The 17,346-nt window shown below is 55.1% G+C and carries 20 protein-coding genes; 18 read left to right on the plus strand and 2 right to left on the minus strand.

The window, feature by feature from the left end; all coding sequences use genetic code 11:
* Nucleotides 1-45: 45 nt before the first annotated feature.
* The 7 genes from ACRBCU_RS12800 (at nucleotide 46) to ACRBCU_RS12830 (ending at nucleotide 4,968) form a co-directional block, all read left to right on the plus strand.
* Nucleotides 46-1,254 carry a TsoY family (seleno)protein gene (locus tag ACRBCU_RS12800; RefSeq protein WP_431365782.1) on the plus strand — a complete coding sequence of 403 codons (1,209 nt, stop codon included), beginning with the start codon at nucleotides 46-48 and terminating at the stop codon, nucleotides 1,252-1,254.
* Between the two features lie 109 nt (nucleotides 1,255-1,363).
* Complete coding sequence (gene cobO / locus ACRBCU_RS12805) at nucleotides 1,364-1,969, plus strand: cob(I)yrinic acid a,c-diamide adenosyltransferase (RefSeq protein WP_431365783.1); 606 nt, start codon at nucleotides 1,364-1,366, stop codon at nucleotides 1,967-1,969.
* A complete protein-coding gene (locus ACRBCU_RS12810; protein ID WP_431365784.1) occupies nucleotides 1,970-2,317 on the plus strand; it encodes a Lin0512 family protein in 348 nt (115 codons plus the stop codon). It abuts the gene before it with no gap.
* A complete protein-coding gene (locus ACRBCU_RS12815) occupies nucleotides 2,314-2,667 on the plus strand; it encodes a Lin0512 family protein (RefSeq protein WP_431365785.1) in 354 nt (117 codons plus the stop codon). The genes ACRBCU_RS12810 and ACRBCU_RS12815 overlap by 4 nt, the downstream gene beginning before the upstream one ends.
* A 110-nt stretch (nucleotides 2,668-2,777) precedes the next feature.
* Nucleotides 2,778-3,554 carry a FadR/GntR family transcriptional regulator gene (locus ACRBCU_RS12820; protein WP_431365786.1) on the plus strand — a complete coding sequence of 259 codons (777 nt, stop codon included), beginning with the start codon at nucleotides 2,778-2,780 and terminating at the stop codon, nucleotides 3,552-3,554.
* Nucleotides 3,551-4,297 (plus strand): SDR family NAD(P)-dependent oxidoreductase, encoded by a 747-nt coding sequence (locus tag ACRBCU_RS12825; protein ID WP_431365787.1) that lies wholly within the window; start codon nucleotides 3,551-3,553, stop codon nucleotides 4,295-4,297. Before ACRBCU_RS12820 ends, ACRBCU_RS12825 begins: the two co-directional genes overlap by 4 nt.
* Before the next feature lie 23 nt (nucleotides 4,298-4,320).
* Nucleotides 4,321-4,968: a hypothetical protein gene (locus ACRBCU_RS12830; protein WP_431365788.1), complete on the plus strand. Its 648-nt coding sequence runs from the start codon at nucleotides 4,321-4,323 to the stop codon at nucleotides 4,966-4,968.
* A gap of 354 nt (nucleotides 4,969-5,322) precedes the next feature.
* Here the strand turns inward: ACRBCU_RS12830 and ACRBCU_RS12835 are convergent, their stop codons facing one another.
* Complete coding sequence (locus tag ACRBCU_RS12835; protein ID WP_431365789.1) at nucleotides 5,323-6,093, minus strand: class I SAM-dependent methyltransferase; 771 nt, start codon at nucleotides 6,091-6,093, stop codon at nucleotides 5,323-5,325.
* Between the two features lie 143 nt (nucleotides 6,094-6,236).
* Between ACRBCU_RS12835 and ACRBCU_RS12840 the strand changes: the two genes are divergently transcribed.
* Nucleotides 6,237-6,833, plus strand: coding sequence for a hypothetical protein (locus ACRBCU_RS12840; RefSeq protein ID WP_431365790.1), 597 nt, complete (start codon nucleotides 6,237-6,239; stop codon nucleotides 6,831-6,833).
* On the opposite strand, the gene ACRBCU_RS12845 is transcribed toward ACRBCU_RS12840, so the two are convergent.
* Nucleotides 6,830-7,159, minus strand: coding sequence for an ArsR/SmtB family transcription factor (locus ACRBCU_RS12845; RefSeq protein ID WP_431365791.1), 330 nt, complete (start codon nucleotides 7,157-7,159; stop codon nucleotides 6,830-6,832). The genes ACRBCU_RS12840 and ACRBCU_RS12845 overlap by 4 nt on opposite strands.
* 221 nt (nucleotides 7,160-7,380) lie before the next feature.
* Between ACRBCU_RS12845 and ACRBCU_RS12850 the strand changes: the two genes are divergently transcribed.
* From ACRBCU_RS12850 to ACRBCU_RS12895, 10 genes are all read left to right on the plus strand, one after another.
* Nucleotides 7,381-7,710, plus strand: a complete 330-nt coding sequence (locus ACRBCU_RS12850; protein ID WP_431365792.1) for an AtpZ/AtpI family protein — start codon at nucleotides 7,381-7,383, stop codon at nucleotides 7,708-7,710.
* Between the two features lie 4 nt (nucleotides 7,711-7,714).
* Nucleotides 7,715-8,485, plus strand: coding sequence for a F0F1 ATP synthase subunit A (locus ACRBCU_RS12855; protein WP_431365793.1), 771 nt, complete (start codon nucleotides 7,715-7,717; stop codon nucleotides 8,483-8,485).
* A gap of 82 nt (nucleotides 8,486-8,567) precedes the next feature.
* Nucleotides 8,568-8,792 (plus strand): F0F1 ATP synthase subunit C, encoded by a 225-nt coding sequence (locus ACRBCU_RS12860; RefSeq protein WP_005981269.1) that lies wholly within the window; start codon nucleotides 8,568-8,570, stop codon nucleotides 8,790-8,792.
* 86 nt (nucleotides 8,793-8,878) lie between these two features.
* A complete protein-coding gene (locus tag ACRBCU_RS12865; protein ID WP_431365794.1) occupies nucleotides 8,879-9,424 on the plus strand; it encodes a F0F1 ATP synthase subunit B' in 546 nt (181 codons plus the stop codon).
* Between the two features lie 4 nt (nucleotides 9,425-9,428).
* Entirely contained in the window at nucleotides 9,429-9,989 is a 561-nt protein-coding gene (locus ACRBCU_RS12870; protein ID WP_431365795.1) for a F0F1 ATP synthase subunit B, read from the plus strand.
* A gap of 184 nt (nucleotides 9,990-10,173) precedes the next feature.
* Complete coding sequence (locus tag ACRBCU_RS12875) at nucleotides 10,174-12,165, plus strand: CocE/NonD family hydrolase (RefSeq protein ID WP_431365796.1); 1,992 nt, start codon at nucleotides 10,174-10,176, stop codon at nucleotides 12,163-12,165.
* 133 nt (nucleotides 12,166-12,298) lie between these two features.
* The gene (locus ACRBCU_RS12880) at nucleotides 12,299-13,882 is read left to right on the plus strand and encodes an ABC transporter substrate-binding protein (protein ID WP_431365797.1); all 1,584 of its coding nucleotides are present in this window, start codon (nucleotides 12,299-12,301) and stop codon (nucleotides 13,880-13,882) included.
* Between the two features lie 15 nt (nucleotides 13,883-13,897).
* The gene (locus ACRBCU_RS12885; protein ID WP_431365798.1) at nucleotides 13,898-14,854 is read left to right on the plus strand and encodes an ABC transporter permease; all 957 of its coding nucleotides are present in this window, start codon (nucleotides 13,898-13,900) and stop codon (nucleotides 14,852-14,854) included.
* A gap of 11 nt (nucleotides 14,855-14,865) precedes the next feature.
* Nucleotides 14,866-15,684: an ABC transporter permease gene (locus ACRBCU_RS12890; protein ID WP_431365799.1), complete on the plus strand. Its 819-nt coding sequence runs from the start codon at nucleotides 14,866-14,868 to the stop codon at nucleotides 15,682-15,684.
* Nucleotides 15,684-17,318: an ABC transporter ATP-binding protein gene (locus ACRBCU_RS12895; RefSeq protein ID WP_431365800.1), complete on the plus strand. Its 1,635-nt coding sequence runs from the start codon at nucleotides 15,684-15,686 to the stop codon at nucleotides 17,316-17,318. The genes ACRBCU_RS12890 and ACRBCU_RS12895 overlap by 1 nt, the downstream gene beginning before the upstream one ends.
* The last annotated feature ends 28 nt before the right edge of the window (nucleotides 17,319-17,346 follow it).

The following is a 17,346-nucleotide window of genomic DNA, read 5'->3' on the forward strand; positions in this document are numbered from 1 at the left end:
TTATATTCATAATATTGAATATGAATTACTGCGAAAGGAAATCCCATGCAGACCCGTTCCTCAGTCGCGTCGCAAAGCTACGCGCCGCTCTACTTCCTCGCCTCCCTCGGTGCCGGCGGTCTTAGCGTTACGTTCTTCATGTTCCTGATGTTCTGGGTGCCGCATCCCGGCCGCCCCGTCCCGATCTTCAGTGACATCATGAGCGCCTTCCAAACGGGTAGCTTCGCAATGCAAACTGCGATCGTCATCGCGGTTGTCGGCATCGCAGGCTTTACCATCCTGAACCTCAAGTCCCTGATCTGGAACCTGAAAGAATTCTCTGCCTTCAAGAAATCCGAAGGCTATGCGAAATTCGCGAAATCCAACGCAGCCTCTACACAATTGGCGATGCCACTCGCGCTTGCCATGACCGTGAATGCGCTGTTCATCGTTGGCCTCGTTTTCGTGCCGGGCCTTTGGGGCATCATTGAATACCTCTTCCCAATCGCACTTGTTGTCTTTGCATTAATCGCTGGCCTTGCTTTGCGCATGATCGGCAGCTTCATCGGTAACGTGATCGCCGACGGTAGCTTTGACGAAACAGCGAACGGATCTTTCGCACAGGCGCTTCCCGGTTTTGCCCTCGCAATGACTGCGGTTGGCATGTCCGCCCCTGCCGCAATGAGCATGGTCAAAACAACCGTCGCCACGTCTTTGGTGATGTCCACAATCATCGGCGTGATCGCAGCGATCTACGCAACTCTGGCGATCTTTGCTGGTATCCTCGGCATGATCCGTCACGGCGCGGCGCGTGAAGTTGCCCCGACGCTGATGATCACCGTGCCTTTGATGACTGTTCTTGGCATCATGATGCTGCGTCAGAACCACGGCCTTCACACGCTCTTTGACGTGCATGGCGCACCTGCGGAAACAATGATGCTGACAGCCAAATTGCTGGGTGTTCAGTTTGCCTTCCTCGGTCTTGGCCTCGCGGTTCTCAAGATACAGGGCTACTGGAATGACTTCGTGATCGGCGAGAAAACATCCGTTGGTTCCTACGCCTTGGTTTGCCCCTTTGTTGCGCTCTCTGTGATGGGCCACTTCTTCATCAACAAGGGTCTTGTTGCGGCGGATGTAATCACCAAGTTCGGCACCGCGTATTGGGCCTTCACTGCAGTTGCCATCGCAATGCAATTGATCGCAATCGCCATGGTCTTCCGCCTGAACCGCCAGCACTTTAGCGCAGCTCCTGTGAACGCGGTTCCAGCTGAGTAATCTAAGTTTCTATAAATGAGGAAAAGGGCGTTTGAGTTGATCAAGCGCCCTTTTTTCTTTCCCGCTTCTTGCCTATGGTCATCCAAACCTAGCGCGAAAGAGGCACCACATGAGCGATTCAGAACGTCACGCGATGAAGATGGCCAAGAAGAAGGCCGCACGCGACAAGATCATGGCGACCAAGACCGATGAAAAGGGTCTGATCATTGTTCATACGGGCAAAGGGAAGGGCAAAAGCTCTGCCGCGTTCGGGATGATTTTCCGCCACATCGCGCATGATATGAAATGCGGCGTTGTGCAGTTCATCAAGGGCGGGATGAGCACGGGCGAGCGTGATCTGATCCTCGGCAAGTTCTCAGACATTTGTTCATTCCACACGATGGGCGAAGGATTTACGTGGGAAACGCAGGACCGCGACCGCGACACTGAGATGGCGCAGGCCGCTTGGGAAAAGGCCAAAGAGCTGATCCGCGACGAGAGCAACAAAATGGTGCTGCTGGACGAGATCAACATCGCGCTGCGCTATGATTACATCGACGTGAACGAGGTGGTTGAGTTCTTGGCTACCGAGAAGCCGCATATGACCCATGTTGTATTAACGGGCCGCAATGCCAAAGAAGAGCTGATCGAGATCGCCGATCTGGTGACCGAGATGGAGCTGGTGAAACATCCGTTCCGCTCAGGGATTAAGGCGCAGATTGGGGTGGAGTTTTAAGTGCCCAAAACCCGCCTTCTCACTGAATTCGGCCAAGGCGCGAGCCTGAGGCGGCAGGACTACACGCAGGCCGCGAAGCGTGCTCTCCAAGATGCACTTTGGCACAATTCTATCAATCTGGCAGAGCTGTTTGGCAAAGACAAAGACGCGATGTTGATTGATGTGGAGGTGGGCGTGCAGCAGCCGGATCAACTCGACACAGAGGCGCTGAAATCTATCTTTCCCTATGGGCAGATCACCATCAACCCAGCCAAAGGCGGCCTTGATGTGCCGCGCCCTGATGGCAAGCCCACGGTGATTGCAACGGTGGCGATCAATGTTTCCCTCGATTTGGAGCCAGCGATATGAGCGAAGCAACAGATCAACGTTTCATTATCGAAATGGGCAGTGGCAACGATCAGTACGGGATGGATTACACCAAAGCCGCCGCCCGCGCGATTGAGGATGCGATACGACATTCCTCCATCCCCATGCTCGCCGCGCGCAATATCCCCCACACAGATATGCGCGTGCAGGTGACGATCGGCGTGCAAGAGCCCGAAAAGCTCAACACCGAAGCGCTCAAATCCGCGCTTCCGCGTGGCACGGCGACGATCACAGCCACCCACGGGGGCCTAAACGTCGAAAACCCCGACACAGGCGATACTATCGTGATCGCCACCGCCGCCGTTGAGGCCTTCTTGCCCAAACAGGCCTAACTTCATTTTCCTGAATAAACTCCGGGGGTGCGGGGGCTGGCCCCCGCCCGTCGCTTGATGTCACGGGCATGCGGTCATATAACTTGACCAATCTCAGATGAAAGCGCGCGATGCCCTTCCGACCTGTCGAACCCGAAAAGCTCTCTACGGCTGTCATTCACCAAATCGAAGGGCTGATCCTGCGCGGCATTCTGCGCCCCGGCGAGCGCCTTCCGTCAGAGCGTGAACTGTCCGAACGGCTCGGCGTATCGCGCCCGTCGTTACGCGAAGCGATTGCGAGCTTGCAAGACGACGGGCTACTGAGCAGCAAAGCAGGCGCAGGCGTGTTCGTGGCGGATGTTCTTGGCTCTGCCTTTTCCCCTGCCCTCACCCGCCTGTTTGCGCGCAACGACGAAGCGGTTTTTGACTACCTTTCCTTCCGCCGCGACATGGAAGGGCTCGCGGCAGAGCGCGCGGCGCGGCTTGGCTCGGACACTGATTTGCAAGTCATTGATGCAGTCTATCGCAAGATGCAAAGCGCCCACGACAAGATCGCGCCCGAGGCAGAAGCGCAGCTTGATGCGGAGTTCCATCTCGCCATTATTGAGGCCAGCCATAACGTAATTATGCTACACATGATGCGCTCCATGTATCAGCTCTTGCGCGAGGGTGTTTTTTACAACCGCCAGATCATGTTCAAACAGCGCACAACGCGCGACACGCTTCTCGAGCAGCACGCGAAAATCAACGACGCTTTGCAGGCGCGCGACCCGATTGGCGCGCGCGCGGCTGTCGTTGCCCATCTCGGCTATGTCGAGCAAAGCCTGCGCGACGACATCAAGGCGCAATCCAACGAGGCTATCGCGCGCCAGCGCTTTGAGCATGAACAATCAAGGGGATCAAAATGAAAACAGCCATCGTCACAGGCGCCGCGCGCGGCATTGGCCTCGCCACGACCAAGCAATTCCTTGCCAAAGGCTGGCGCGTTGTGATGGTGGATTGGGATGCCGATGAGTTGGGGATAGCGTCCAAAGACCTCTCGGACGTGCTCGCCCTGCCATATGACATTTCCCAACCTGATCAGGTGGAGAAGACCATCGCTGAAACGCTTGCCGCATTCGGCCAGATCGATGCGCTGGTCAACAATGCCGGTATCGCCGATTTCGGCCCTATCGCAGAGACAGACTTCGCCCGCTGGCGCGCCGTTATGGCGATCAACCTCGATGGCACTTTCTTGATGAGTCAGGCGGCAACCGATGCGCTCAAAGCCAGCAAAGGCGCGATTGTGAACATCGCCTCGATTTCTGGCCTGCGCGCTTCGACCCTGCGCGTGGCCTATGGCACCTCCAAGGCCGCAGTGATCCATTTGACCAAACAGCAAGCGGCGGAACTTGGCGAATATGGCATTCGCGCCAACTGCGTCTGCCCCGGCCCCGTGCGCACGAAACTGGCGATGGCCGTGCATACGCAAGAGATCATCGACGCCTATCACGACGCGATCCCGTTGAACCGCTATGGCTCAGAGGACGAGATTGCCTCGGTGATTACGTTCTTGTGCTCGGATGAGGCGAGCTATGTGACAGGGCAAGTGATTGCATCTGATGGTGGGTTTGAGAGTACAGGGGTTGGGTTGCCTGCGCTGAGGGGGTAAATCTCGCAATAAATGGTTCAGATATGATACAACGATATTATCAAACGATGGCGCGGATTTTTTCGGGGCTGATAGTCATCGCCATGCTAGCTTGGTTTCTTTGGCCTCGCGGATCGGCACTACTTGATCGTGAAGAAGCGCTGTTTGCTTTCCTAATTGCACTCGGTGTTTGGATTATGACTGAAGTCAAAGAAAGCGACGAGGTGATCTACCGCGCTGCGACAAAGAACGACATACGTCTAGCACGCGAGTTAGTGTCCTATGCTTCGGACAAATTAAAACATGTCTTAAAAGACCACGATTTTCATAGCTCGATCGAAAAGCGATACCTTTCAGAGGTATTCGCCTTTGATCATGAATACAAAATAGGCATAGTGTTTTTCCAAGACAAACGGGTCGCGCCGCTTCTAGATGACTTCTGCCGAGAACTAGAAATATTCGCCCAATACATCACGCAACACTCTGTATCAGACGATTTCGGACGGGCGAGTATCGTTCCATTTGAGTTAATGGGAGAACGGGAGCGTTTTGAAATAGAGATCGTAGAAGCAAACCGACTTGCAAACAATGCATGGAATAAAATTCTACCACTGATAGGAAAAATAAAAGAACGCATTCCCGAGGCATTTGATGAACCAATCAGCTACGACTGGTTTCGATCAACGATATAGGACTAGAATTACCAGTTTGATGGTTGGGCCAGGATTGGTGGTTTTGTGATATTTCCCCCCCTCCAGCTCCGTCTTAAAAAACGCTCGAACGCATCCATGTCCAGCTCATCGAACCGACCAAAGCTTTGCATCCACACGGAGGCCTCTTTCATCGCGTTGGGTTCGATCTTGCACCACTTCACCCGCCTCCGCTTGTCTTGTCCGATAGAACCCAAACGGGACGCGACGAAGAGAAGCCGATGAAATCGCAAATCTTGGAAACATACTCGGCAGAGGCTGCTTCGGTCCAAACATGAGACAATCGTATAGCGAATTGAGTAACTATAGGGGCTGATCCCGTGGCCGCTGCTGTTGCTAGGCGGGTTTGGACAAGTGCCAAACCTGCTCTATCGGATAGGACTTGGCCCAGTCCGCAGGGACTGCACCGCGCTCGCCTTTGGCCCAGTCAGGGGCGTAGACTTCTTGGTATTTATCCACTTTGAACCCGATCTCGGCAAAGAGCGCCATCCAATCGGCCATGGTCAGGTTGAAGCAAACGCCGCTGGGCTCGAACTCCACTTTCGTCCAATCCGCACCCCACATATCGCGATAGGGGCGGTGAAGCGTTAGATTGGCAGGCGCGCCATCAAGCGGCGAGCAGATAAGTGACAAAGGATGGTTCCCGAGGAAAACCAACTGCCCGCCGGGGCGCAGCAAGCGCCAGGCCTCGCGCAGCCAAAGGTCTGGCGGGCACCAGATCGCCGCGCCGTATTCGGAAATTGCAAAATCGAATGAGGCGTCGGGCAGACCGGTTTCTTCGGCATTACCTTCGATAAACGTGATATCCGTCTCATGCTCTTTCGCAAGTCGGCGCGCAGTTGAGAGTTGCTCGGGGGAGACATCGATCGCTGTCACGGTCGCGCCCCGCCGCGCCATCCAAGCGGAGACATAAGCGGTGCCGCAGCCAAGCTCGATTGCGTCCTTGTCGCTCATGTCGGGTGGGAGCATGTTCAGGGAGGCTTCGGGATTGCCCCAGTTACCCCATTCAGGTGCCTCGGCGCGCCAGAGTTTTTCGCCAACCTCCACCCAATTTGGCGCATCGGCATCCCAGATGCCTTGGTTTGTGGCTACGTGATTGCTGCGCATCGGGGTTTTCTCCGACATTTCAAATATGATGGGCTCGTCGCTACTCTATAACACAGTCCGCAAATAACTCTTACAGGCTCTGGCAAAATCACTGCGATTGGTTTTCTTTCTCTCGTGACTGAAGATAAAAAAGTTAAAGAGACATGACGGCAAGACCTTCGAGTGCAAACCCTGCGATTTTTTCAACGAGCGCCCGCTCTGATCAGCCTAGACTGTTCGAAACAATTACACGCGATTTTCCCAAGCCCTCAAAAACTGCGATCCACATCGACATAATTCTGCGGGTTGGCATTTTCGTAGCAGTTGGCATTGCGTTGCTCGCTAATTCATTTGGTCTGATTTCGAAGGAACCTATGATCGGGCCGTTTCTTACGGTTTCGTTATTTCTTCTGGCAGCTTGGATTGGAAGTGGTACGAATTTCGAAATCGCGCAGGCCGCGGTGAAGAGACCCGCATGGAAATTCGTGCTATTCTTTGTTCTAGCCCATGGTTTGCAAAGATTTTTCTTACCTGGTCTGCTGCCACCCACGGCGTTCCATTTGGCAATCATAGCGATAGCGACTTTGCTTACGGTCTATATGGCTTGGGGCGCGATCACGCTGCTGCGCGATGTCGATGGCACGCAAGTTTCGCGCCAGATCAAAGCCTACTTGAAGACGCTACCTCGATCGAAGCGCAATGCGAGCGAGCGGCAAATCCGCCTTCAGATGATTACACGGCCAGCCTACAAAGCACCCTAAGATGTGCTTGTAAGTTCCGCTTCCAAAAACCTCTCAAACGCGTCCATGTCGAGTTCTTCGAACTGACCGAAGCTTTGCATCCAGACGGAGGCATCTTTCATCGCGTTGGGTTCGATCTTGCACCATTTCACGCGGCCGCGCTTCTCTTGCGAGATGAGGCCCGCCTTGGTGAGGATGACCAGATGCTTGGAAATCGCTGCGAGCGACATCTCGAAGGGTTCGGCAACATCTGTGACCGCCATATCATCCTCAAGCAGCATCGACAGGATCGCGCGGCGGGTGGGGTCGGCCAGGGCCGCGAAGACGGTATCAAGGGCGTTGCTCATGTCCCCCATAAACGCGGCCCGAAGATGATCGTCAACCATTTGGTTGAATAACAAAGACCTGCAATTTCGCGCAATTTTTGCCTGCGCCCAGCTGTCGCACGAGTCGTTGACTGTAATTTTACATATAAATAACAGCTACTTGCCGCATCGCAGCGTTTGCTTGACTCATTGGCTCGCCGCCCTTAGCACATCGTTAAACCTCATAGGTGGGATTTGACCCGTTGACCGAGCCTGAACATCACGACCGTCTCAAGCAATTGGACGACAAGATTGCCAAGGTGAAAGCAACGCAAAGCGGCGGCCCAGCGTCAGAGGAACACTACTCTCAAGCCCAACAAGGGTGGCGGATGGTGACAGAGCTAGTTGCCGGTCTCGGGATCGGTTTTGGCATCGGATACGGGTTGGATACGCTGTTTGGCACCATCCCGATAATGCTGGTGCTGTTTACATTTTTGGGTTTCGCGGCGGGTGTCAAAACGATGATGCGCACCGCACAAGAGATCCAGACGAAACAAGTGGCCGAACAGGCCGACGACGAACAAAGGGGCTGATATCATGGCGAGCGAAACACACGGTGCAGATGCAGCAGCAGAAGGCAGCAGCCTCGTATTTCACCCAATGGATCAGTTCATCATCAAGCCACTTTTCGGCGGCGATGCAATTCACTGGTACACAGTCACAAACGTAACGCTCTGGATGGCGATCACTGTTCTTTGCGTTATCGGCCTCATGGTCATCGGCACATCGCGCCGCGCAATCATCCCGAACCGCTCCCAGTCAATTGGTGAGCTGGCGTATGGTTTCGTTTACAAGATGGTTGAAGACGTCACAGGCAAAGATGGCCTCGCCTACTTCCCATACATCATGACATTGTTCATGTTCATCGTGTTCGCCAACTTTCTTGGCTTGATCCCGATGTCCTTCACAACAACGTCGCACTTCGGTGTTACAATCATCCTCGCTTTCGCGGTGTTCTTCACAGTCACCATCCTTGGTTTCGTCAAGAACGGCGCAGGCTTCCTTGGTCTCTTCTGGGTTTCCAGCGCGCCAATGGCGCTGCGTCCGGTCCTCGCGATCATCGAACTTATCTCTTACTTCGTTCGCCCTGTTAGCCACTCCATTCGTTTGGCCGGCAACGTCATGGCGGGCCACGCGGTTATCAAGGTTTTCGCCGGCTTCGCTGCGATCTCTGTGATCTCGCCGCTGTCTGTTGTCGCGATCACCGCGATGTACGGTCTCGAAGTACTGGTGGCCTTCATTCAGGCCTACGTCTTTACCATCCTGACTTGCGTGTATCTGAAAGATGCGCTGCACCCGTCACACTAACGACCCTAATCACTAACGCAGGGTGCGTGAAATCACGCACCTTACGACCAAATCTAAACTTCCAATCGTAAGGAGAATTATTATGGAAGGCGATCTCGCACACATCGGCGCAGGACTTGCAGCAATCGGTTCCGGCGCAGCCGCTATCGGTGTTGGTAACGTTGCAGGCAACTTCTTGGCTGGCGCTCTGCGCAACCCATCCGCTGCTGCTTCTCAGACAGCAACACTCTTCATCGGTATCGCGTTCGCGGAAGCACTGGGCATCTTCGCATTCCTAGTATCCCTTCTGCTTATGTTCGCAGTCTAAGCCGAACGATCTAATCCTTACGCGCGGGCGGCCTGAGCAACCTCAAGCCGCCCGATGTAGAGAAAAGTTCCGACGGAGGACGAAACATGGCTACCGAAACGACTGGTGCCGTCAGCACATGTGTGGATTCCCATGGCTCAGCCATTGGTATGCCGCAGCTTTGCTTTGAATGGTTTCCAAATCAAATATTCTGGCTCGTTCTCACTCTTGTAGTGATCTTTCTAGTCCTGTCCCGTATCGCGCTGCCTCGCATCGCTTCGGTTCTGGCGGAACGTCAAGGAACGATCACCAACGACATCGCAGCGGCCGAGAACTTCAAAGCCAAAGCAGTCGAAGCTGAAGAAGCTTACAACAAGGCGCTCGCAGATGCCCGTGCAGAAGCACAAAACATCGTCGCAAGCACCAAAGCAGAAATTCAAGCTGATCTCGACGTCGCAATTGCGAAAGCAGATGCAGAGATCGCAGCAAAAGCCGCAGAATCGGAAAAGGCAATCGCCGAAATCCGTGCTGGCGCGCTGGCAAGCGTTGAAGAAGTTGCCAAAGACACAGCCGCAGAGATCGTCTCTGCTCTGGGTGGCAAAGCTTCGGCAAAAGATGTGGGCGCGGCTGTCGCTGCCCGCTTGAAAGGATAAAGTCATGCGCATCAAAGCACTTGCACTCCTCCTGGCCGTTACAGCGCAACCTGCGCTGGCAGCGTCCGGACCTTTCTTCTCGCTCGGCAACACGAACTTCATCGTTCTGCTCGGCTTCTTGCTGTTCATCGCAGTTCTGTTCAAATTCAAAGTCCCCGGCATGCTCGGTGGTCTTTTGGACAAACGCGCCGAAGGCATCCGCGACGAACTTGACGAAGCCAAAGCGCTTCGCGAAGAAGCTCAGGCGCTTCTTGCTTCTTACGAGCGCAAGCAAAAAGAAGTTCAGGAACAAGCGGACCGCATCGTAGCAGCTGCCAAGAAAGACGCGGCAATTGCAGCGGAAGAAGCGAAAGCTGACCTTGAAGCATCCATCGTGCGCCGCCTTGCAGCCGCAGCCGATCAGATCGCATCCGCGGAAGCTGGCGCAGTCAAAGAAGTACGCGACACAGCCGTTGGCGTTGCCATCGGCGCCGCGAACGACGTGATCGCAAAGCAGATGACGGCGAAATCCGCCACATCGCTTATCGACGACGCAATTGGCGAGGTTGCAGCCAAGCTGCACTAAACGCTCCAAACAAGTACACCGATCAAGCCCAGCCTCACCGCTGGGCTTTTTCTTTTTCACCTTCATTTTCCAAAAAACTCCGGGGTTTGGGGCAGCGCCCCAACCGGCCGCGTCAGCGGCACATCCTGCGCGTGCGAAGCACGCACATCTTGACTCCCGCTACCCATGCGCGGAACGATGCGGCATGACATCAAACACACTCCGCGACATCACCGAAAATCCCGACCTTGGCATTATAATGGGCGACGGCACCCGCCTCTCTGCACGAACGTGGATACCTAGGGACGCGAGCGATGCACCCGTTCCCGCAATCCTCGAATTCCTGCCCTACCGCAAACGCGATGGCACGACCGCGCGGGACTGCCTGACCCATCCCTATTTCGCCAAACGCGGCTATGCCTGCATTCGCGTCGATATGCGCGGCAATGGCGATAGCGAAGGGTTGATGGAGGACGAATACAGCGCCCAAGAACTTGCCGACGCCGTGGAAACAATCAACTGGCTCGCGGCGCAGCCGTGGTGCAATGGCAATGTCGGCATGATGGGCATTTCTTGGGGTGGCTTTAACGCGTTGCAAGTCGCAGCCCTTCAACCCGAACCGCTCAAAGCTATCATCACGCTTTGCTCTACCGTCGATCGCTATGCCGACGATATCCACTACAAGGGCGGCTGCCTGCTGAACGAAAACCTCGGGTGGAGCGGGACGATGTGGTCTTATTCCTCCCGCGCGCCTGATCCAATGCTTCGCCCTGATGATTGGCGCGAGATTTGGCTGGATCGGTTAGAAAACGAACCCTTTCTCGCCGCCCATTGGCTCGATCATCAACAGCGCGATAGCTATTGGGAGCACGGGTCGGTCTGCGAAGACTATTCAAAGATCAAAGCAGCCACACTCGCAATTGGCGGCTGGGGTGATGCCTACAAAAACGCGCCGCCTGCGCTTATCGAAAACGTCACTGCACCTGCGAAAGCCATCATCGGCCCATGGGTGCATAAATACCCGCATTTCGCCATTCCCGAACCACGCATTGGCTTCTTGCAAGAGGCGCTGCGCTGGTGGGATCATTGGCTAAAAGGCGAAGACACAGGCGTCGAGGATGATCCGCTCTATCGCCCTTATCTCATGGACGCGGTTGCGCCAAAGTCTTGGCATACGGAACGCGCAGGTCGTTGGCTTGCGATTGACGAGAAACCATCAGAGCTGACACGCGAAATATGGCACCTCGCGCCCGAGACGCTTCAATCAGAACCGACGCAATTCACGGCTACTGTTGCCTCCCCGCAAACATGCGGTGCGCATTCGGGGGAGTACTGCGCAATCTGGCTAGGTCCTGAATTGCCCGATGATCAACGCAGCGATGACGCGATGTCAGTTGTATTCAAGACCGAGCCGCTCGCAGAGCCACGCGACATCGTCGGCGCGCCTCAAATCACGCTGACGCTCAGCGCAGACAAGCCTCAAGCGCAGATTGCTGTTCGCTTGCTTGATATCCAGCCAAACGGAGCCAGCGCGCGCATCACTTATGGCGTGCTTAATCTCTCTCATCATCAAAACCACGCCGAGCCTGCTCCGCTCAACCCAAATCAGCCGATCACCATAACGCTCGATCTGGATCACATTGCCTACCGCCTACCCGCGGGTCATCGTTTGGGCGTCGCAGTTTCCAACGCCTATTGGCCGCTGATCTGGCCCAGCCCCGAGGCGAGCACACTCAGCCTCACTGAAGGCACGCTCGCCCTGCCGCTGCGCCCAAGTGGTACCGAAGACGAATGGGTCTTCGAGCCACCCGAAGCGGATGAGCCATGGAAAGTCGAGACCCTTCGCGAGGGATCAAACAGCCGCAAAACCATCACGGATTGGACCACTGGCACCGTCACATTGGAGATCATCGACGATTTCGGAAAGGTCAAAGACAGCGATCATGGGTTGATCAACGGCTCTATCGCGCGGGAGTGGTGGTCGATCCATCCAGACGATCCACTTAGTGCGCGCGGCAAGACACACTGGAGCGATGAGTTAGAACGCGACGGCATTACCCTACGTACGGAAGCGATGTCTGAAATGCACTCGGACAAGACCCACTTTCATCTTAGCGCTCGCATAGAGGCCTATGAAAACAACGTTCTTATCTTCGAAAAAGACGTGAAACGCAGCATTGCGCGAGACAATCTATAGATGTGCAACCGCCAAGAATGGGATTTAATCCTTGATAGCTGGCCCGCAATCCGCATTGTTAACGGTGCAACACTCAACAACCGCCTGCAAAACTAAGAAGCGGCGGAGAAAATAACAGACTTGGGAGTCTCAAATGCAAGACCAACTTGACTATCTCGCCAAACGCGCAGGCGCTGGTAAGCTTTCACGACGTGAGTTCATGGGCAAAGCGTCCGCACTTGGTGTCAGCGCAGCAGCCGCCAGCACAATGTTTGCAAGCGCAGCGCTTGCGGAAGGTCCGAAAAAGGGCGGCGATCTGAAGATCGGTTCCACAGGCGGCGAGAGCACGAACTCTCTCGATCCAGCGACATATGCAAGCCAAGTTCCCTATCACAACGGTCGCCAATTCGGTGATACACTGGTTGAAGTTGCACCGGACGGTTCCATCGAACCACGCCTTGCAACAAGCGTAGAAAGCACGCCAGACGCTAAAACATGGATGTTCAAGCTGCGTCAGGGCGTTGAATTCCACAATGGCAAGACCATGACAGGCGATGATGTTCTCGCGACGATGGAGCGTCACTCCAATGAGGAATCCAAGTCAGGTGCACTCGGCGTTATGCGCAATATCGAGAGCATGAAAGTTGAGGGCGACACGTTCTCTGTCACGCTGAAAGATGCCAACGCTGACCTTCCTTACCTGATGTCAGACTACCACCTGATCATTCAGCCGGGCGGCGGCATGGACAATCCTGCGGCAGGTATCGGCACAGGCCCATATAAGGTCGAAGTCGATGAGCCTGGCGTGCGTCACATGTACACCAAACATGCCAACTACTGGGGCGATGACGCGCATTTTGATTCGGTTGAGATCCTCGCGATCAACGATGCGACAGCCCGTACAGCGGCGCTTCAGTCCGGTCAGGTTCATCTGATCAACCGTCTTGAGCCAAAAATCGCGGGCCTTCTGTCCCGTGCGCCTGGTGTTCAGGTTCAGTCCACTCCGGGCCGCGGTCACTATGTCTTCATCATGCATGTGGACACAGCGCCGTTTGACAACAAAGAACTTCGCCTCGCGCTGAAGTATGCGATCAACCGCGAAGAAATGGTTGAGAAAATCCTGCGTGGCTACGGCTCTGTTGGGAACGACATGCCAATCAACGCGGCCTACCCACTGTTTGATGAGAGCATCGAGCAGCGCGCTTATGACGTTGAAAAAGCCAAGATGCACTATGCGGCGTCTGGCCATGACGGATCGCCAATCATCTTGCGTACAGCAGATGGTGCCTTCCCGGGCGCGGTTGATGCAGCGCAACTCTTCCAGCAGTCTGCCCAAGCAGCTGGCATCCCGCTTGAGATCAAGCGCGAGCCTAACGATGGCTACTGGTCTGAAGTTTGGAACAAGCAGCCGTTCTGTGCATCCTACTGGGGCGGTCGTCCTGTTCAGGATCAGATGTACTCCACGGCGTATCTCTCTTCTGCGGATTGGAACGACACAAAGTTCAAAAACCCAGACTTTGATGCGAAGCTTCTCGCAGCGAAGGCCGAGCTCGACGGTGCAAAGCGCAAGGCGCTCTACTCCGAGATGGGCCAGCTTGTGCGCGAAGAAGGCGGTCTTATTTGCCCAATGTTCAACGACTTCATTGACGGTGTAAGCGACAAGCTTGCGGGTTGGGACGTTGATCCAAACGGCGAGCTGATGAACGGTCAGGTCACACGTAAGATGTGGTTCGCATAGGGCTTAGTTGAGCATATGCATCCCGTATTGAAACTGGTTTCCCAGCGCTTGGCGCTGGGACTCCTTCTCCTCCTTGCTGCCTCTGCCTTGATTTTTGTCGGCACGCAAATCCTGCCAGGAGACGTAGCGCAATCTATTCTGGGCCAATCCGCGACCCCTGAGGCACTGGCCAACCTTCGCAAAGAATTAGGCTTGAACGAGCCAGCCTTGAGCCGCTATTTCAGCTGGCTCGGCAACGCCGTTACGGGCGATTTGGGCACTGCCCTCACCAACGGCCAAGACATCGCCACAAGCATGGGCAAACGTCTGGGCAATACGCTCTTCCTCGCTTTCTGGGCCGCGATTATTTCGGTACCTTTGGCCATTTTCCTCGGCCTGCTGGCCGTGCGTTACAAAGACCGCTGGCCTGACAAATTGATCTCGGCTGTCACGCTGACATCCATTTCGATCCCTGAATTCCTGATCGGCTATGTTTTGATGTATTTCGTCGGCGTAAAGCTCGGCTGGGCACCCTCTGTTGCAATGATCAACGACTCCATGTCACTAGGCCAAAAGCTCTCCGCTATCGCTTTGCCAGTTACGGTTCTGACGCTCGTTGTTCTCGCGCATATGATGCGTATGACGCGCGCTGCGATCCTCAACGTGATGCAATCGGCCTATATCGAAACGGCTGAACTCAAAGGCCTCAGCAGTTTTCAAGTCATCGCCCGCCACGCTTTTCCGAACGCAATCGCGCCGATTGTGAATGTTGTGATGCTCAACCTTGCCTATCTGGTTGTTGGCGTTGTCGTTGTCGAAGTGGTCTTCGTCTATCCAGGCATGGGCCAATACTTGGTCGATCACGTGGCCAAACGCGATGTGCCAGTTGTGCAGGCCTGCGGTCTCGTATTTGCGGCCGTTTACATCATTCTCAACATGACAGCTGACATCGTGTCTATCTTGGCAAATCCACGCCTGCGGCACCCGAAATAGGAGGAACGGACATGTTCAAGAATATCCCCATATCCGCCCTCATCGGCCTGTTCTTTACCGGCCTTTATTTCTTCGTCGCGATTTTCGCGCCGTGGATTGCGCCTTACGGCATGGCCGAAACAGTCGGTGATGTTTGGGAGCCTGCTTCGTCCAAATATTGGCTTGGCACTGATAGCATCGGGCGCGATCTGCTCAGCCGCATGATCTATGGCGGACGCACCACGATCTTTATTGCGACAGCCGCGACAATCCTCAGCTTCACGCTCGGCTCTGTGCTCGGCCTATTGGCCGCAGTCATGGGCGGCTGGGTCGATCAAGCAATCTCGCGCTTTGTCGATTTGATCATGTCGATCCCGACGTTGATTTTTGCCCTTGTCGTTTTGTCCGTGATGCCTGTGACGCTCCCGGTTTTGATCCTTGTGATGGGTCTGCTGGATTCGACCCGCGTTTATCGCCTCTCGCGCGCGGTCGCGGTCGACATCAACGTCATGGATTACGTAGAAGCCGCCACCCTGCGCGGTGAAGGCCGTGGCTGGATCATCTTCCGCGAAATCCTGCCTAACGCACTCTCGCCACTTGTTGCCGAGATGGGCCTGCGCTTTATCTTTATGGTTCTCTTCGTCTCTACCCTGTCCTTCCTCGGCCTTGGCGTACAACCGCCCAATGCGGACTGGGGCGGCATCGTGAAAGAAAACAAAGACGGCATCGTCTACGGCATTCCCGCCGCATTGGTCCCAGCCTTTGCTATCGCGACCTTGGCCATTTCGGTAAACTTGGTGGCCGATTGGGTGCTCAATAGAACAACCTCTCTCAAAGGAGGGCGCGGATAATGAGCGATCCTTTACTCAAAGTACGTGGTCTCAAAATTGGCGCGACGGTTTATCCGCCAGATGCCAAACCCCATAAGATCGAGATTGTACACGGCGTCGATTTCGAGCTGCAAAAGGGCAAGGTGCTCGGCCTTATCGGTGAATCCGGCGCAGGCAAATCCACCATCGGCCTCTCGGCCCTTGGCTATGGGCGAGGCGGCGTGGAAATCACTGGCGGTGAAGTCTGGGTCAACGGGCGTGACATCCTGAAAGGTGGCATCAAGGGCCTGCGCGAGTTGCGCGGCGCTGAGGTCACTTATGTGGCGCAATCCGCCGCTGCCAGCTTTAACCCCGCGAAAAAGATCATGGATCAGGTGGTGGAAGCCTCTGTCAGCCAAGGCAAGTTCTCGCGCTCTGATGCAGAAGCCAAAGCGCGCGTTCTTTTCGCCAAACTCGGCTTGCCAGACCCTGATAATATCGGGTCGCGCTACCCGCATCAGGTCTCGGGTGGTCAATTGCAGCGCTGCATGACCGCGCTCGCGCTTTGTCCCGAACCCGATCTGGTGATCTTTGACGAGCCGACTACGGCGCTCGACGTGACCACGCAAATCGACGTGCTTGCCGCGATCAAAGAAGCCATTCGCGACACGGGCGTTGCTGCGCTTTATATCACCCACGACCTCGCCGTGGTGGCGCAGGTAAGCGATGATATCATGGTGCTTAAAATGGGCGATATGGTCGAATACGGCCCTGTCGATCAGATCATCAATGCACCACAAGAAGACTATACCAAGGCTCTGGTTTCCGTGCGTTCGATTGATCACGAAGAGAAGGTTCCCAGCGAACCGATCCTGAGTGCTAAGAACATCACTGCGCGCTATCGCGGCACCAAGTTTGATGTGCTGCATGATGTGAGCGTTGATATTTCCCCCGGTCAAACGCTCGCGGTTGTTGGTGAATCTGGCTCTGGAAAATCCACACTCGCACGCGTGATTACAGGGCTATTGCCGCCGAAAGATGGCTCCATCGATTTTGCGGGACGCTCGCTAACGCCTGATCAACCCAGCCGCTCACGCGAAGATCTGCGCGAATTGCAGATGATCTACCAAATGGCCGATGTCGCGATGAACCCGCGCCAGACGGTTGGCACGATCATCGGGCGTCCGCTTGAGTTCTATTTCGGCATGCGCGGTGAAGAGAAACGCAAACGCATCGCAGAGCTACTCGAGGAAATCGAGATGGGAGATGGTTTCATCGACCGCTATCCGGCCGAGTTATCAGGGGGCCAAAAGCAACGTGTCTGCATCGCGCGCGCGCTTGCTGCCAAACCCAAGCTGATTATCTGTGATGAGGTAACTTCAGCGCTCGATCCACTGGTGGCTGATGGCATCCTAAAGCTGCTGCTTGATCTGCAAAAGCGTGAAGATGTGGCCTATCTGTTCATCACCCATGATCTCGCCACAGTGCGCGCCATCGCGGACAGTATCGCAGTCATGTATCAAGGCAAAGTCGTGCGCTACGGCACAAAGTCCGAGGTGCTCAGTCCACCGTTTGATGACTACACTGACCTTTTGCTCAGCTCCGTTCCTGAAATGAAACTCGGCTGGCTCGAGAACGTTATTGCCACACGCAAGATGGAAAGCGCGGGCAACTAGCCCCGCTTCATTTTCCTAAATAAACTCC

The organism is Planktotalea sp., assembly GCF_050633725.1.
Lineage (GTDB): Bacteria > Pseudomonadota > Alphaproteobacteria > Rhodobacterales > Rhodobacteraceae > Planktotalea.

Bases quoted from the DNA above. Each gene is read 5' to 3' on its own strand.
- cobO (WP_431365783.1), top strand. From the start codon at position 1,364: ATGAGCGATTCAGAACGTCACGCGATGAAGATGGCCAAGAAGAAGGCC.
- ACRBCU_RS12815 (WP_431365785.1), top strand. From the start codon at position 2,314: ATGAGCGAAGCAACAGATCAACGTTTCATTATCGAAATGGGCAGTGGC.
- ACRBCU_RS12825 (WP_431365787.1), top strand. From the start codon at position 3,551: ATGAAAACAGCCATCGTCACAGGCGCCGCGCGCGGCATTGGCCTCGCC.
- ACRBCU_RS12820 (WP_431365786.1), top strand. From the start codon at position 2,778: ATGCCCTTCCGACCTGTCGAACCCGAAAAGCTCTCTACGGCTGTCATT.
- ACRBCU_RS12860 (WP_005981269.1), top strand. From the start codon at position 8,568: ATGGAAGGCGATCTCGCACACATCGGCGCAGGACTTGCAGCAATCGGT.
- ACRBCU_RS12800 (WP_431365782.1), top strand. From the start codon at position 46: ATGCAGACCCGTTCCTCAGTCGCGTCGCAAAGCTACGCGCCGCTCTAC.
- ACRBCU_RS12855 (WP_431365793.1), top strand. From the start codon at position 7,715: ATGGCGAGCGAAACACACGGTGCAGATGCAGCAGCAGAAGGCAGCAGC.
- ACRBCU_RS12835 (WP_431365789.1), bottom strand. From the start codon at position 6,093: ATGCGCAGCAATCACGTAGCCACAAACCAAGGCATCTGGGATGCCGAT.
- ACRBCU_RS12870 (WP_431365795.1), top strand. From the start codon at position 9,429: ATGCGCATCAAAGCACTTGCACTCCTCCTGGCCGTTACAGCGCAACCT.
- ACRBCU_RS12880 (WP_431365797.1), top strand. From the start codon at position 12,299: ATGCAAGACCAACTTGACTATCTCGCCAAACGCGCAGGCGCTGGTAAG.
- ACRBCU_RS12875 (WP_431365796.1), top strand. From the start codon at position 10,174: ATGACATCAAACACACTCCGCGACATCACCGAAAATCCCGACCTTGGC.
- ACRBCU_RS12830 (WP_431365788.1), top strand. From the start codon at position 4,321: ATGATACAACGATATTATCAAACGATGGCGCGGATTTTTTCGGGGCTG.
- ACRBCU_RS12840 (WP_431365790.1), top strand. From the start codon at position 6,237: ATGACGGCAAGACCTTCGAGTGCAAACCCTGCGATTTTTTCAACGAGC.
- ACRBCU_RS12885 (WP_431365798.1), top strand. From the start codon at position 13,898: ATGCATCCCGTATTGAAACTGGTTTCCCAGCGCTTGGCGCTGGGACTC.
- ACRBCU_RS12890 (WP_431365799.1), top strand. From the start codon at position 14,866: ATGTTCAAGAATATCCCCATATCCGCCCTCATCGGCCTGTTCTTTACC.
- ACRBCU_RS12895 (WP_431365800.1), top strand. From the start codon at position 15,684: ATGAGCGATCCTTTACTCAAAGTACGTGGTCTCAAAATTGGCGCGACG.
- ACRBCU_RS12865 (WP_431365794.1), top strand. From the start codon at position 8,879: ATGGCTACCGAAACGACTGGTGCCGTCAGCACATGTGTGGATTCCCAT.
- ACRBCU_RS12845 (WP_431365791.1), bottom strand. From the start codon at position 7,159: ATGAGCAACGCCCTTGATACCGTCTTCGCGGCCCTGGCCGACCCCACC.